The sequence below is a fragment of the Brevundimonas sp. LPMIX5 genome, from assembly GCF_003576505.1.
Classification (GTDB): domain Bacteria; phylum Pseudomonadota; class Alphaproteobacteria; order Caulobacterales; family Caulobacteraceae; genus Brevundimonas; species Brevundimonas naejangsanensis.
The window spans coordinates 121,129-136,359 of sequence record NZ_QWTZ01000010.1 but is presented as its reverse complement, the minus strand read 5'-3'; the positions used below and the strand labels follow the sequence as shown (position 1 = coordinate 136,359).

At 59.1% G+C, this 15,231-nt stretch carries 11 protein-coding genes and 1 tRNA gene; 6 read left to right on the top strand and 6 right to left on the bottom strand.

Annotated elements, in window-relative coordinates; genetic code table 11:
- Positions 1-37: 37 nt before the first annotated feature.
- Positions 38-1,270 carry a tRNA (adenosine(37)-N6)-threonylcarbamoyltransferase complex transferase subunit TsaD gene (gene tsaD / locus D1604_RS10295; protein WP_119413205.1) on the bottom strand — a complete coding sequence of 411 codons (1,233 nt, stop codon included), beginning with the start codon at positions 1,268-1,270 and terminating at the stop codon, positions 38-40.
- A 47-nt stretch (positions 1,271-1,317) separates the two neighbouring features.
- On the opposite strand from tsaD, the gene hemC reads away from it, so the two are divergent.
- The 3 genes from hemC to D1604_RS10280 all read left to right on the top strand — a co-directional run bounded on the left by hemC (position 1,318) and on the right by D1604_RS10280 (position 3,098).
- On the top strand, positions 1,318-2,262 hold the full coding sequence (hemC, locus tag D1604_RS10290) for a hydroxymethylbilane synthase (protein WP_255413958.1): 945 nt from the start codon (positions 1,318-1,320) through the stop codon (positions 2,260-2,262).
- Positions 2,263-2,266: 4 nt separating this feature from the next.
- Positions 2,267-2,974 (top strand): uroporphyrinogen-III synthase, encoded by a 708-nt coding sequence (locus D1604_RS10285; RefSeq protein ID WP_119413204.1) that lies wholly within the window; start codon positions 2,267-2,269, stop codon positions 2,972-2,974.
- Between the two features lie 48 nt (positions 2,975-3,022).
- Positions 3,023-3,098, top strand: a tRNA-Thr gene (locus D1604_RS10280).
- A gap of 114 nt (positions 3,099-3,212) precedes the next feature.
- Here D1604_RS10280 and D1604_RS16090 read toward each other — a convergent pair.
- On the bottom strand, positions 3,213-3,398 hold the full coding sequence (locus D1604_RS16090; RefSeq protein WP_255413959.1) for a helix-turn-helix transcriptional regulator: 186 nt from the start codon (positions 3,396-3,398) through the stop codon (positions 3,213-3,215).
- A 510-nt stretch (positions 3,399-3,908) separates the two neighbouring features.
- On the opposite strand from D1604_RS16090, the gene D1604_RS10270 reads away from it, so the two are divergent.
- Complete coding sequence (locus D1604_RS10270) at positions 3,909-6,818, top strand: DNA methyltransferase (protein WP_158584924.1); 2,910 nt, start codon at positions 3,909-3,911, stop codon at positions 6,816-6,818.
- Here the strand turns inward: D1604_RS10270 and D1604_RS10265 are convergent.
- Together D1604_RS10265 and D1604_RS10260 are read right to left on the bottom strand one after the other, a co-directional pair.
- Positions 6,815-8,008: a restriction endonuclease PLD domain-containing protein gene (locus D1604_RS10265; RefSeq protein WP_119413201.1), complete on the bottom strand. Its 1,194-nt coding sequence runs from the start codon at positions 8,006-8,008 to the stop codon at positions 6,815-6,817. The two genes, D1604_RS10270 and D1604_RS10265, sit on opposite strands and share 4 nt — an antisense overlap.
- 489 nt (positions 8,009-8,497) lie before the next feature.
- The gene (locus D1604_RS10260) at positions 8,498-8,941 is read right to left on the bottom strand and encodes a helix-turn-helix domain-containing protein (protein WP_119413200.1); all 444 of its coding nucleotides are present in this window, start codon (positions 8,939-8,941) and stop codon (positions 8,498-8,500) included.
- A 223-nt stretch (positions 8,942-9,164) separates the two neighbouring features.
- Between D1604_RS10260 and D1604_RS10255 the strand changes: the two genes are divergently transcribed.
- Positions 9,165-9,611 (top strand): hypothetical protein, encoded by a 447-nt coding sequence (locus D1604_RS10255; RefSeq protein ID WP_147399908.1) that lies wholly within the window; start codon positions 9,165-9,167, stop codon positions 9,609-9,611.
- A gap of 143 nt (positions 9,612-9,754) precedes the next feature.
- Here the strand turns inward: D1604_RS10255 and D1604_RS10250 are convergent, their stop codons facing one another.
- Positions 9,755-10,345, bottom strand: coding sequence for a recombinase family protein (locus tag D1604_RS10250; protein WP_233552033.1), 591 nt, complete (start codon positions 10,343-10,345; stop codon positions 9,755-9,757).
- A gap of 214 nt (positions 10,346-10,559) precedes the next feature.
- Between D1604_RS10250 and D1604_RS10245 the strand changes: the two genes are divergently transcribed.
- Positions 10,560-11,342 carry a hypothetical protein gene (locus D1604_RS10245; RefSeq protein ID WP_119413198.1) on the top strand — a complete coding sequence of 261 codons (783 nt, stop codon included), beginning with the start codon at positions 10,560-10,562 and terminating at the stop codon, positions 11,340-11,342.
- A 2,413-nt stretch (positions 11,343-13,755) separates the two neighbouring features.
- On the opposite strand, the gene D1604_RS10240 is transcribed toward D1604_RS10245, so the two are convergent.
- Positions 13,756-14,910, bottom strand: coding sequence for a tyrosine-type recombinase/integrase (locus D1604_RS10240; RefSeq protein ID WP_119413197.1), 1,155 nt, complete (start codon positions 14,908-14,910; stop codon positions 13,756-13,758).
- Positions 14,911-15,231: the final 321 nt, after the last annotated feature.

Here is a 15,231-nt window from a genome sequence, read left to right as displayed (position 1 = left end):
CTCCGGTCCCCCGACCCCCGCCGGGAGCCAAGCCGCTTTAAGCCTTGGCGCCCTTGCGGCCCGTTTTCTTGTGCACAGGATCAACGCTGGCGCGCGTCTCGTCCAGAGGCCATCTCGGCCGGGCGGCGACATCGATGTCGGACGTCAGCCCTTTTTCCAGCCGCTCGGCCCCCGCCAGGGCGATCATCGCCGCATTGTCGGTGCAATAGGCCATCGGCGGCGCCAGGAAGGCGAAGCCGTATTTCGTCGCCAGATCCTCCAGCGTCCGCCGGATCGTCTTGTTCGCCGCGACCCCGCCAGCCACCACAAATAGCTTGCGCCCTACCGCCTCGCGCGCGGCGCTCGGCTGCTTGAGGGCGTCTTGGTCAAGCCCTACCCCCTCGCGCGCGGCGCTCGGCTGCTTGAGGGCGCCGTTGGCGAGTTCCGGATGCGCTTCGGCATAGACCTTCATCGCCCGCTCGGTCCGCTCCGCCAGCTGGCGCGCGATGGCCTTCTGCACCGCATCGGCCAGATCGGCCCGATCCTGCTGCGTCTCGCAGGTCTGGGCCAGTCGCGAGGCCGCCGTCTTCAGCCCCGAGAAGGAGAAGTCGCAGTCCTTGCGCCCCAGCAGCGCCCTGGGCAGCTCGAAGCGCGAGCCATCGCCTGACGCCGCCAGCCTCTCCAGCGCCGGTCCGCCCGGATAGCCCAGCCCCATGGCCTTGGCGATCTTGTCGAAGGCCTCGCCCGCCGCGTCGTCGATGGTCGTGCCCAGACGGCTCATGTCGCCGATGCCGCGCACCTCCAGCAGCTGACAGTGCCCGCCGGACACCAGCAGCAGCAGAAAGGGATAGGTCGTCTCCGCCCCCAACCGCGCCGACACCGCATGGCCTTCCAGATGGTTGACCGCGATCAGCGGCAGCCCCCGCGCCAGCGCCGCCGCCTTGCCGTAGGACAGGCCCACCATGACCCCGCCGACCAGACCCGGCCCCGCCGTCGCCGCCACGCCGTCCAGCGCGCTCCAGTCCAGCCCGGCCTCGCTCATGGCCCGGCGCGTCACCCCGTCAATCATCTCCACATGGCTGCGGGCGGCGATTTCCGGCACCACCCCGCCATAGGCCGCATGATCATCGATCTGGCTGTGAATGACGCTGGACAGCACTTCGGCGCCCGCCGCCGACAGGCGCACCACCGAGGCGGCGGTCTCGTCGCAACTGGTCTCCAGGCCCAGCACGGTGAGGGTCGCTCCGGTTGCCCCGTCCGTCGCCCTGCTATAGTCCGCGTCCATCTTCATTGGGCGGAGTTAGCGACCCGCCCCCCCTTTCGCAACGGCGTCTCGACGTGACTCAACCTCTCCTGCGCATCGGCACCCGGCGTTCGCGCCTGGCTCTGGCCCAGTCGGGCATGATGCAGCGCGCCATCGGCCGGGCGCTCGGCGTGCCCGATCCCGAGATCGAAGCTCTTGTCCCCCTGGTCGAGATCGTCACCACCGGCGACCGCATCCAGGATCGCCGCCTGCTGGAAGTCGGCGGCAAGGCCCTGTTCACCAAGGAGATCGAAGAGGCCCTGCTGGACGGCCGCGTCGACGTCGCCGTCCACTCGATGAAGGATGTCCCTGCCGAACAGCCTCCCGGTCTGGCCATCGCCGCCGTGCCAGAGCGCGAAGACCCCCGCGACGCCTTCATCAGCGACCATTACGCGACCTTCGCCGACCTGCCGCAGGGCGCCCGTTTCGGCACCGCTTCACTGCGTCGTCAGGCGCAGGCCCTGGCCCTGCGCACCGACCTGAACATCGAGATGCTGCGCGGCAACGTCGACACCCGGCTGAAGCGCCTGCGCGACGGCGACTTCGACGCCATCCTGCTGGCCTGTTCGGGCCTCAACCGCCTGGGCCTCGACGACGTCATCCGCCAGCGCCTGCCGCTGGACGCCTTCCTGCCCGCGCCGGGTCAGGGCGCCCTGGCCCTGCAGACGCGCGAGGGCGACGTGAACGCCGCCTGGACCCGCGCCCTCAACCACGCCCCCACCGCCCTCGCTGTCGCCGCCGAGCGCGGCGCCATGGCCGCGCTGGAAGGCTCGTGCCGCACCGCCATCGGCGCCTACGCCCACATCGCGGACGACCGCCTGCACCTCAGCACCGAAATGCTCAGCCCCAACGGCGCGGGCCGCTGGACCCGCTCGGGCGACATCGCCGCCGACGCCGATCACGCCGCCGCCCGCGCCCTCGGCCTCGACCTCGGCGGCCAGATTCAGGCCGTCGCCGGCGACCAGAAGATCGCGCTTTAGAGCGATGACGCCGATCCGTCGCGTCTGGGTCACGCGCGCCGAACCGGGCGCCGCCCGCACAGCGGACCGTCTGACAGCCCTCGGCTTCACCCCGCTCGTCGTCCCCCTGCTGACCTTGGCGCCCCTGCCCGGCGCCCTCGACGCCGCGCCTGACCCGGCCGCCGTCGCCGTTCTCGCCCTGACCAGCCCCAACGGCGTCGAGGCCTTCGCCCCGTTGGCCCCGCGTTTTCGCGACCACCCCGTCTTCGCCGTCGGCGACGCGACGGCCGAGGCCGCCCGCGCCGCAGGCTTCGCCGACGTGCGCTCGGCCGCAGGCGACATCCACGCCCTCGCCCGCCTGATCGCGGCCGAAGCCCCGCCCGGTCCCCTGCTGGCCCCCGGCGCGCGCGAACCGGCCGGCGACCTGCCCGCCCTGCTGCCCGACCGCCCGGTCCAGCGCCTGCCCGTCTACGCCGCCTTCGAGACCCACGCCCCGGCGCCCGCAACCTTCGACGCTGTGATGCTCCACTCCCCCCGCGCCGCCCGCGCGCTTGCTACAATCCTGGCGGCCAATCTGCCGCGCGCCGCCTCTTCCGGCCGTATCGCCATCTGCATCTCCGAAGCCGCCGCCACGCCCTTGCATCCGTTCGATTTCGCCGAAATCCGCATCGCCGCCGCCCCCGACGAACCGGCGATGCTATCGGCTCTTGGCAAGCCCGCCGCGCCCGTATAAAGAGCCCTCCTCGCTCGCTCGCGCCTCCATGACGCGGGCGACGCCGGAGCCGCTTTAGCTCAGCTGGTAGAGCACCTCATTCGTAATGAGGGGGTCAGGTGTTCGAGTCACCTAAGCGGCACCATTTCTTCCTTTGATATCAACGCGCTAAGGAAGGCGCATGTGTGGGCAGCGCGTTGCCCCAACTTGCGGAAGCAAGATGGAAGCAGACCGCGCTGACACAGTTTTCCACAGGAACTTAGGCTGCCAAAGCCTCGCCCGTGTTCGCGAAAGTGCAACCATCTTGATACGCGGCGATATCAGCCAGCCGATATCGAACCCTTCGTCCCAACTTTAGGAAACGCGGCCCCAAGCCTTTGAGACGCCAATCCTCAAGGGTCCGGTGTGAGAGACCGAGAAGGCGACCAGCTTGTTTCGTGGACATGGTTTCAAGGGCGCCGAAGGCACCGCCGACATTAGGGTAAGTTAGAGACATTTAGGTAGGTCCAACAGAGCGTAGGTTCGCCCTGTCCGGCGCGCTTATCGAGCGGGCCTACGGTGCTCGGTGACACCGCCTTCTGGTTAACCAGCTTTTACCTGGCACCGACGCTTTTAGCGCTGATTGAGGCAAAAACATGGGCAATCGGGGCCTGCACGATTACCAATCCGTCCGCCAACGACCAGCGAGTTTGGATTAAACAAAGTGGAGATCACGCCCAGCTGGTCAGCCTCGTGGCCATCTCCACACCTAGCGCGAGGTTGAGCTAAAGGGAGGCTCTACCAAGTCGCCAAATCCTTACGGAATATCAGGGCGCGATACCGAGTCTGGCAGCGATTTGGAGGTTATGCGTAACAGGTGCGCGTAACAACCGCTAGGCTTGGAAAATGTAACAGGCGGCATTGGCTCCAGCGGCGCGGCGAGTTAGAATCTGCAAAAATGTACAAGGATGCAGATATGGCTCGCGAGCGTATTGTCGTTGAGACAACCGATGTGCGGAAGGCGGCGCTGGCCGAGCAGCTAGACATTAGTGGCGAAAGCTTCTCCAGCTGGATCGAAAATCAGATCGATGACGCGGTGCCTCTCGCTGCCCATCTTGCGGCGGCACCGCCGAACGAGCCCAAATCGATAGACGATCTTCTTGATAGCGCCGCCGTTCTGAAGCGCTTGGAGTCGCTCGACTGGGCTTTCACTGATGAGGATACGCGGTACCTCACCCACGATCTGCATCCATATCCTGCGAAGTTTCCCCCGCAAATCCCGGCAAAGGCAATCAGCGCTTTGTCATTGCCAGGGGACGTCGTGATGGATCCCTTCGGCGGTAGCGGAACCACCGCGGTCGAGGCCGTTCGGCTGGGAAGAAGGGCCATTTCCGTAGATGCGAACCCTCTCTCCGCAATGGTAGGCCGGGTGAAAACTCTTGCGTTACGCGAGGAAGCCCTAGCGTCTTTGGCAGAGCTTCAGACGGCTGTGGACGGCTATCGTTCCAATGGTCACGGCAAGAGCCGGAGCTGGAGCGAAAGTCTCATCGCGAAGCATTCCACTCACATACCTGACATTCCGAACCTCCATAAATGGTTTTGCATTGCGGCGCTTGGCGAGCTCGCGTTGCTGCGACATTTGATCGGCGAGATTACGCAGGCGGAAGCGAGGGATGTAGCTCTAGCTGCGCTGTCGCGGATCGTGACCCGGGTATCCAATCAAGATTCTGAAACTCGGTATGTTGCGCATGACAAAGAGCTCGCCCCAACGTTTGTGCTTAAAGCGTATCAAGAGTCGCTTAAGCTCATAGTTAAGCGGCTGGAGGCCGGACGTGCTTCGCTGTTGGGAACCCAAGCTACCTTCTTGGAAGGGGACTCCCGCAGCGTACTCGACACCTCCGTGGCGGAGGGTTCGGTCGATTTGATCGTGACATCCCCCCCGTACCCCAATGCCACGGACTATCACCTTTACCACCGCTTCCGCCTTTTTTGGCTGGGACACGACCCAAGGTCTTTCGGCGCGCTCGAGATAGGTTCCCACCTGAAGCACCAACGCAAGGGGACCGACTTCGCGGAATACCGGGACGACATGTCGAAGGTGCTGAAAGGTTGCTTCCGCGCTTTGCAGCCGGGCCGCTTCGCAGTGCTCGTCGTCGGTGATGCAGTCTTCAAAGGTGAAACATTTTCTACGGCCACCGAGCTTGCTGAGGCGGGCCGGACGCTTGGCTTCGAGGTCGCAGGGATCATTGATCGTCCCATCCATCAGACGAAGCGGTCTTTCAGCGCAGCGGCGCGACGCGCGAGATCGGAGCAACTCCTCATTTTGCGGAAGCCCAATGAGCCAGCGAAGATTGTCTTCGAGCCGCCTGCTTACAAAATGTGGCCGTATGAAGCTGATCTTCGAGTCGCGGAACTTCGAGCCCTCGGGCTTCCGGTAGGGGCGGAAAGTGCGGCTAAAACCTTGGTTTCTTCTGCTGCTCAGCCAGCCCTCTGGAACGCGCGAAGAGCTGCTTTCTCGAAGACCTACCGGATCGGCGGCGGTCAGGCGTCCCCCCAGGAAACGTGGCAGAGCGTTCTCGAGAACGGGGACAGCGACCCGACCACTAGGAAGGACCCCAAGTACGCCACCCACGGGCTCCATGCATACAAGGGCAAGTTCTACCCCCAACTTGCAAAAAGCCTCCTGAATGCGGGCGGGTGCAGCATCGGCTCGGTCGTGTTCGATCCGTACTGCGGAAGCGGCACCGTTCCACTCGAGGGCTTTCTAAACGGCTATAAGTCCTACGGCGTGGACATGAATCCGCTGGCCGCCAAGATCGCGCACGCTAAAACAGGCGTGCTGCAGTTGGACCGGGAACTCGTAAGGGGCGCGATGTCGTCGTTGATGATCGCGACCGAGAAGCAACGAGTATTTCCTACGGCCCGGGACCATTTCTCTGAAGCCAATCTGGTCGAGCTTGAAAGCTGGTTCCCGTCGCCGGTTCTGGACAAGCTCAATTGGCTGCTGGGCCACATCCGGCTTTTCGGAGAGCCGACGTTGGTCGATTTTCTCGAGGTCGTAGTGAGCAGCATCATTCGGGACATTTCCCAGCAGGAGCCGTCTGATCTCCGGATACGCAGGAGGAAGGAGCCGCTCGAAGATGCTCCAGTGATGGAGCTCTTCCGTTCGAGCCTGTCTTTGCAAGCGCGCCGCCTAGAGAAATACTGGAGGGTGAAGGCTCGCGCTCCAGGTCGTCAGTTTGCTCCAGTCGTTCGCGAGGGAGATTCTCGCGATGAAGCGTGTCTGCGCGAAATGGGGCTTGTGGACGACAGCGTCGATTGCGTTGTGACTAGCCCGCCATACGCTACAGCCTTGCCTTACATCGATACTGACCGCCTATCGATTCTTGCGGTGCTGGGAGTTCCGACCAGCGAGCGATCTGTTATCGAAGCGCGCCTCACCGGATCACGCGAGATCAAGCGATCAGATAAGGTTCGCCTTGAGCAAATACTTCACTCAGAATCAGCTGAGGCTCAACTTCCAGCCGAGATGATCAAAGCTTTGCGTTATATATCTGAAGGAAATAGCGTTGCAGGTGTCGGTTTCCGAAGAGACAATATGCCAGCGCTGCTCTGGAGGTATTTCATCGACATCCAAAACACACTGAAACAAGTTAAGCGGGTTCTTAAGGTGGGCGCGCGCGCTTACTACGTCGTTGGTGACAGCCGCACCAAGGTTGGCGAGACGTGGACGCAAATAGCCACGTGCGATCATGTCAGTGCGGTGGCCGCACATATCGGATTGAAGGTTCTGACGCCTATCGAGATCGATGTAACGACCGAGCGAATGCTGCATCTGAAAAATGCGATTACGAAGAATGAGGTCCTAATCTTCGAGAAGGTCTAGAACCACCCGTACCATCGAGGAGGCTTGCCCCCACCAGGCATCGCCGTTGTGCAGACGCTACGCCATTTAGGATACTCCGGACTATCTGGCGTGTGTATCTCAATATCGTAGTCCACACCCTCGGTCGCTCCAGGCCTCATAACCATGATGGAATATGGAGGGACCTTCGGCACCAGCGGGGATGCGGTGACTCTGATTTCGCTCTTAGGAGAATAGAACACGGTGTTGAGGCTGTATGATGCCAAACTCAACGTGAGCGCTCCCATGGCACCGTACACGTCGATATTCACTACAGGATCGGGCAGGCGCTGAGGATATGGCTTGCCCGTGGCTGTTTTGGGAACGGTCACGCCCTTGAACGGGAAGGCGAAGAACGAGGGGTTCTCGTTCGCGGCCATCTTGCTTAGAAAGATTTCGCCGTTGTGGTGTGGCGTGATCTGCATCGCGATCCCCGCGACTGCCGTTCCCGTAGGAGCGGACGCCGTTCCCCTTTTCGTGGCTATGCCAGGAGTCGGTTGCCCAGGCTTCATCGCTGACTTGGGAAGCGGTGTGGGAGGCTGTAGCAGAAGGCCGCTCTTGGGGACGAGGGGAGTTCCTTTTTTTGCCTTGCCTGTCCGCTGTTGCACTTCACGCTCGGGAAGCACAAAGCCTTGAGCGGTCAAGCTATTGAGGGCAGCTAGGTCGAGTTTTCGCGTCGCAGGGCAGTTAACAGGCAGGAGGTCGGTCCAGAGCTCCATGAGCTCATTTACAGTGGCCCCTTCAGTCGCTGGGTCCAAATCGACGACCGCTGATGCTTCGAAGTTAGTCTCGGTTCCACCAACGGTTAGGTTGCTGGACCCAATGTACATCCGAACCTTTTCGCTTCCCGAGAAAATATAGGCCTTCGGGTGGAAGGTGATCCCTCTCTCTTGAGTGACATAAGTCGCATCGAACAGCGCAAGCCCTAACTCCAAGGCTTGGCGACTCGTGCCTTGTTGATCAATGCCAATGATCGCTTCTATCTTGCCTCCTCGTCCTCTTAGCGCGGCGAAGGCTTGTTGGAGGCGGAGGATTGGGCCCGATTTTGCGTAAGCTACAACAATCTTGAGGTCTTCGAAACCGGGATCGGCAAGGTCGGCCTTGAGCTCGTGAAGAAGCCTATTTTTGCCGGTGGCTTGGTCGCGTGGCTTGATCAATCTGATAGTAGGCATTTCGTCCCCCGGTTGATGCCTACTATTGTGGCGACCGAAGCGCCATCCCCCTTCAAGGTCGGCTGAGCTGCGTCATTGTGGCAAAAGCATCGCTGTTGGCTTGCTAGGGCTCACGCTCGCGCTTGATCTCACATGACCGTGGTCTAGTGAGGGTCTCGCGTATTCCCAAATCTGCCTCACACAGATGCCCCTTGGCTTCCAGTGCTCCAAGTCTCCCAAAATCTTTTAGGTTTGGGAGTCCAAGCTAATCGAAATCCCCGGCCCGCAGACCCGCGACCAGCGACCTCCTGACCGACAGATGACCGGAACGATGTCAGAAATCATACGCTCCGCACCTCGCCGACAGCTTGAGCACCGGTCGCGGTTCTATGACCAGCACCACGAGCGCCCAGCCAACTGCGCCGTTTGATTCGTCACAACAACTTGCGAGTGCCGCAGCGGCGGCGGTCTGACGGTGCCGTGAGCGCTGGATCAGTGCGCAGCCATCGATTATCGAACGATTGGCGATGTCCCCATTCTGCCCGTAAGAGCGTTCCGAACGGCGCTAGGGTCTGCCTCAATGATCCGCAACAGAATGAGCGCGACCGCATCAGGTTTGCGCCTACCTTGTTCCCATCCCTCCATAGTTCGTGCTGGGATGCCGAACTTGGATTGAAAGTCTTTGAGCGATCTAGAAATCGCTTTTCTGATGCCCCGGATATCATCGGGCGAGAGGTCAGGAATGGCCACATCCTCGCGCAGATCGTGGTCTTCCAGCGCTGCACGAAGCCGTGCTTTGACGAAATAATTTTCGACCAACGCCGGGTGAATATCTAGGAGCCGCCCAGCGATTTCCATGGCGCGTTCGCGGGCCATTTTTTCCACCATGTCAGCGAGGATGGTGCTTCGCTCTTCCTGTGGGAGGTTGGCGAGTTTGCCGCTGAAGTCCGTCATTCCGAGAAACTTTTAGCCGTGACGTGCGTCATTGACGTATAAATTTCTCGCTCGGTCACGTCAACGGCGTTGATTGGATCAGGGCCGCTTAACAAAAGCTATTAGTTTCAATAAGTTAAGTGAGCAAATTGGCCATGCGATCTTTCGCGACCTGTGACCTAAATGATTAGCGGCTTTCGGGAAGCGGCCATGGTGGGCGCTGAGAGAGCGGGGTCCTACATGTATGAATAAACCTGAAGCCGCCTTGGCCGAACTGAGGAATGAAGTCGCGACCTGCATCGGCTTGAGCGTACGGGAAACCGGGCTGGCACAGTTAGATGAGCTGCTGACCTATCTAGAAGACAGCTATCCCGATGACGATGTCCTCCAAGCCCTGTCATGGCGGGCCTGGACATCAAACGTCGGTTCGTCGAACGGCGACGATAACGAGCAAGAGCTTCTGAAGGCTGAGCGGGACAGAGTGGAGCGGTGGGTGCTCTATCTCGAAAGGAAAGGCGATCCGAGCGCCGACGACGTGCGCCGCCTTTGGTATGGGTTGGACTGCTGTTTCAATCCAAGTAGCGGAAACCTCGAAGAGTGGTTCAGCGGCTTCGAAGGGCAGACCCTCGAAGAACTGATTGGGCGGCACGGAGGAGCCCCTCAGGGAGAGCCGCCCACTATCTTCAACTAACGTGATTGGCAGGGCTTGCCGGCCCTGCTTAGCCCACGCCATTGCGGTGGCGGGATGATTGAGCCGGGGGTGTTTGCTGCCTTGTTTACTGCCTTGAAGAACGGGCACCAAGCGCGCTGAACCTAGCGGCAAGAGCGCTTAGACTAAGCTTGCTTCTTCTCAATCCTTTGGATGGCGGCGCGCGACACGCCGAACTTGGCAGCAAGAGCACCCAGGCTATGATTTTCTGAGCGTAGTTTGAGCACCTCAGCTTGCTGTGCCTCAGATAATGCCGGTGGACGCCCCAGGGTGCGTCCCTGAGCCCTGGCGCGGCTCAATCCAGCCTGCGTCCGCTCAATCAGAAGATCGCGCTCAAACTCGCTTACAGCGGCAATGACACCCATCGTCATTTTTCCTGCTGCGCTGGTCAGGTCCACACCACCGAGAGCGAGACAATGCACCCTCACGCCAGAAGCGGCTAGGCGTTCAACCGTTGCTCGCACATCCATCGCATTTCGGCCCAAGCGATCCAGCTTGGTCACGATCAGAACGTCGCCATCTTCCAGGCGGTCAATGAGTTTGGAAAATCCAGGGCGCTCCATAGACGCCACAGAGCCGGAAATGGTCTCCGTAATGATCCGCTTCGGTTCGACGCTGAAGCCAGCGCCCGTAATCTCGTTGATTTGGTTGTCGGTGGTTTGGTCCGAGGTGCTCACTCGGCAATACGCAAACGTCCTTGCCACTACCAACTCCATATCGAAAACCTGTATCGGTAAATAAGATGTATCGAAACTGCTGTCTAGCTATATTTCGATACAACTTTCATATCTGTATCGTTTTCGATCGATTTCGAGCCACAGCCCCTGGAAAGTCGAATAGGTTATCCCATTGACGGCACCGAATGCATGGCGGTTGATGAGGCGTGGCTAACGAAGTCTCGTTAGCGGCGGTGATAAAGTGGCGAGTTTAATGTCAGAAAAGCTCTTTCTATACGTCGACATCCTCGGTTTCAGCGGCCTTGTTCGCGACGACAAAGCGATGGCGGACATCTTCGACCGAATCGACCACCTAAACGTCCACCAAGATCGTGATTTCGGCGTGATCGTCTTCTCGGACACCATGCTGGTCTACGCTGGTGAAGGATGGCTAAGCGCCAAGTCGCAGGCTGTGATGTGGTTGATCGAGTTTGCCCAAGACCTCTTCTACCGCTTCGTTGGCATCGACCGGCATTTCCGAGCCTACCTTACGATGGGTGACTTCACCCACACGAAGAAGGAGCATTTCGAGGCCTACTACGGAGAGGCTCTTGTTGAGTGTTACCAGAAGGAAAAGACGATCAAGGCTATGGGCGTGTTCATGGCTAATCGCCTCGTTGCCTACTCCGATATTTTCCGTACAACGCCGTTTGATGACGACTGCCACTTCGTCCACGTAATGCAGCGGCTAGACGAAATCAGTTCGCCTGACACGACGTATCCGCTGCCCACCTGCGTTGTCGAGGGAACCGACCTAGATTGGCTTCTAGCCTACGACGTCATCTATCTCCGCAATATTCACCATCACATGACCGATGTGACTCTCGACCAATATGTTAGAGAGAAATACTTAAACACTTGGGCCGCCATCAAAGAGCACCATCCATCGCTGCTAACAACGCTGGAGGCAGCGCAGTTCGATCCCAACGCCATCTGCAAACATAACTGGTCCGAACCGATGGCGCGCGCCGGTACATCAAATGGCTGGTTTGGGTAGACCCGAAGGGCTCCAGCAAAGCAGACCTAGCGTCTGACGAAGGTTCGCTTTCGATCCGCCTCGAATATCGCCCGACCGTTTCATCGCCTGCCCCTTGAGCGCGCACCCCTTGCCAGCCCGCGCCGACTTACTTGCAGCTTAAGCCTTCCTCGGTAACGATGACGTTCGCGTATAGACCTTCCTGACTGCTGTCTGCGCCGCTCATCGGCCTTGTGCGTGCGATACGCGACAAGGATCGCGATCAAGAGCAGCGCGGCAGTAATACATATTGCCGCATCAACGGGTTGCACGAAGAGACGCTCCTTTTCGCCTGTCGGCTATGAGCTGCGCCACTAAATGCTCAGATTGCAGGATAGCCGCATTCCGCGCGCTAATCTCATCCTCAGGCGACGCCCTAAGCCGCAAACAAGCGAATAATAAGGGCCATCTAATGCGCGTGCCAGTTTTCAGTACTTTTGTCGGACTTCTGCACCCTCGCGCAAAGTTAAAAACAGGATAGTCCTGCATCTGACCGACGTACTCATTGATCAGGAAAGATTCGAGGGAAAATGCAGGAGAGAAGGAGATCAAAATTAGTCGGATCTCATCGGGATCGATGTTGGCGCGAGCTATTCGCCTCGCGGCATCGTGCCTCATTGAGCCTCCAGATAGCCCCGATGACAACAATGCTAGGCGCGTTTGCCACTTAGTCTCTGATAGACCTATGTACAGAATATCTGCTTCTAATCGGAGAGCGGCCCGAACCACCGCCCTATCTCCTATATTGGGAGGACAACGTACCAAGACGTAGACGCCAGACTCCCACCCAGTTTTTCGAGACAGTTCGCTTGCCTTTTTGCGGACAACGCTCGCTTGGAGCCCGCCTGCTACCGCATACCTCAAACAGCTGGGGCCAGCCCTGATCCAGGGGCGCTTCGCCGATTCGAACGCCAGTGCCGCTTTCTGGTCGGGCGTCACACAATTCCCCCTACGCGCCATCTTAGCCTCCCAAATAAAGAAGCAGTATTTAGCTATCGTCCGGCAATTCAATATCTAGAAATTAAGAACGGTCTATGCGATCCTATATTCCTCGAACCGCAACATTCGGTGGCGACTATTATGGATAGAGCACGGCGCGATTAGCCCTGGATTCTTGATAGCTTTTCTTCGAAGCGCGACGGATACTTTGGGTAGCCCCAATCAGATTTTTACCGCCCATTATGCATTTGGAGCGCCAGAGCCATTTCGTACAATATCCGACCCACTTAGGCAGATTACCCCGCATTCCGAACGAACATTGCCTGGCCGGATTTTGCCAGCAACCACCAGCCGCCCGCAAAGCACTGCGAACGACATCTTCCCGACCAGAGGGGATAAGAATGGCGCCGTGTAGGTGCGGCTCGTCCCCGAAACCCTGCTCGACCACAAACCAAAAGGTTGGTTCTTCCTGGGGCAGGCGATGACGCAAGTGCCTGCTGATCCTATCTTGCAAATACCGGGCGAGCCCTCGGGGAGAAGCCATGCCTGCAGCAATCACGTCCCTTGAAAGTCGAAGAGTGAAGGGGGTTGCGCCGAGATCCTGGGAGGCCAATCCCCACCCAAGCATTTTCAGCAGTTCGCTAGCGTGATCCCAATGAGGGACCCCGACTTCCGCAATAATACGTCTTCCTGCTCGCTTAGCTTCTTTAAGATTTTTCTCCGCGGCGCAAACTAGATCAGAAGAGCTTCTAGTCAGCCGGATTGGCTGCCTCCCCCTCAATGACTTATTGATAACATTGAATATTTCTTCATCCCTGAGGGGATCGTTGCGCCATGCCGCCCTCGACTTTTCCGACCGACCACGCGGATGCTTGCTCGCCACTGCGGCGTCTAACGCCACCCGTCGATACCCCGCTTCAGCCTTAGCGCCGCCTGAGAACTTTGCGCGCTTGATGGCGCGGCCCACGAAGGCGGAGGGATCGCTCCTTTCGGGGCTTAGTTTTCTGACTCCACTGGGGGTATGTGTGTGGTCCATCAGACCTGAAGCAAAAAATCGTCCATCATAAGAAAGAGAACCCTTACCCGCTAACCAGTAACGGGCCTTCGAAGGATCGCTAGACGCAATCACCTCGACGTCGGCTCCGGATAACCGCGAAGGCATCCGAACGTCGCGTATATGATTTGTTAGGTTGAGCCGAAGCTTGCCTTATACACCCGCTTTACAGAATTCTCGGCGTGGCGGGCATTTGGCGATGTCGGGCGGATCAAACCTTTAGGGAAGCCGTTTTTTGAGGGTTGATTTGTTCGGATTGGTATAGGCTTCCGAACAAGCTCTGGAGGCATCATCGAACCCTTACCCCTTGTATAAGGGTTCAGCCTATCCGGTCCGGAGAACGATGAGGACCCCGGTCCTATAGGCACTTGTATTCCTGAGACTTCGGTTTTCCCCACGCGTTCAGTCGCGCAGCATCGCTTGTACGGCTCGTTCCGACCCATCTCTTTGAACGGACTGGAAGAGGGTCGCGTAACGCATGGTCGTCTGCGCCTGTGTGTGGCCCAGCGCCTTACCCACGGTTGCTAGGTCGGACTGGGTAGACAGCATGAAGCTTGCCGTCGTTCGACGAAGGTCATGCACCCTATAATGCCCTACACCAGCGGACTCGAGGATCGCCTTCCAAGGACGCTTAATGTCATGCCTCGGCTTGCAGCCATCAACTCCAGGAAACACGAAGCTTGATCGCCGCGCAGCGTACATATTGCGCAGGATCGCAACCGTCTCGGGCGCGAGCGCTAAACGGTGCAAGCGTTTCACTTTCGTATGCGACGATGGCTTGTTCCAGTATCCCTTTTCGAGGTCGAACTGAGACCATTCCGCGCGCAGCACCTCGCTCTTCCTGGCACCCGTGAAGAGCAAAATCCGGATCGCATTGGCCCCTTCTTGATCGTGATAGGCATCACATGCGTTCAGAAGCCGACGAACGTGTTCAGGGGGAAGATATTCCCACCGGGCATTCTCTGGACATTTCTCAACCCCTTTGCAGGGATTGCTGGTGCGTATGTCATCGGCGATCGCCAGATTGAAAATCTTGCTTAGGACGGCCCGCAAACGATTTGCCTGTCCAGCGCCAGATTTTTCCCGGGCAGCGCCGATCATGGCCCTCACGTCGGCGCTCGACAGCTCGGCGATCTTTCTACGTCCGTAGCGAGGGAGAGCGTACCAAGCGAGGACGCGAGACGCCTCCTTGAGAGTGTTCGGCTTCAGACCTTTCTGCGGTCCATAGACCTCACAGTAGTTGGTCGCGTAGTCTGCCAACGTAGGGCTTTCGCGACTTTCTCGGCGTTCGCGGCTAGGGTTACCGCCCTTGTCGATGGCTACCCGATGCTCCCTCGCGAGCTTTCGGGCTTCATCTACCGTCATCGTCGGGAAGCGTCCCAACGTCAGCTTGCCCTGTTCCCCCATATGGGTGCGATACTGAAGGATGTACGCACGGACTCCGGAAGGCGTTGTGCGCACGCCAAAGCCACGAACCTCAGAGTCCCAGACCGTCGCACCAAGCGGGGCCTGATCGATCTTGGTTTTGGTTAGTCGGACACCTTTTCTTTTGGTCATCGGTAACTCCTTATGGAGCCCGCTTATTCTGACGCTTCCGTGGAAGCAATATGGAAGCAGCGGAACCGGTAGCGGGACGAACTAGGCCGTAAACCACCGTAGACGGAAACGATAACCACTTTGATTAGAAAGAATTTTCCGAACCTGACCGTACATGGACGTAGCGTTGACCTCGTCTTCGTAATGAGGGGGTCAGGTGTTCGAGTCACCTAAGCGGCACCACCTTTCCAGAGCACCGCTAGCTTTGACGCCCGGCCGGGATAAGCCGGAAGGCGCTTCCGCTTGGGAGTTGCGTGGATATCCTCACGCCATCATGCAGGC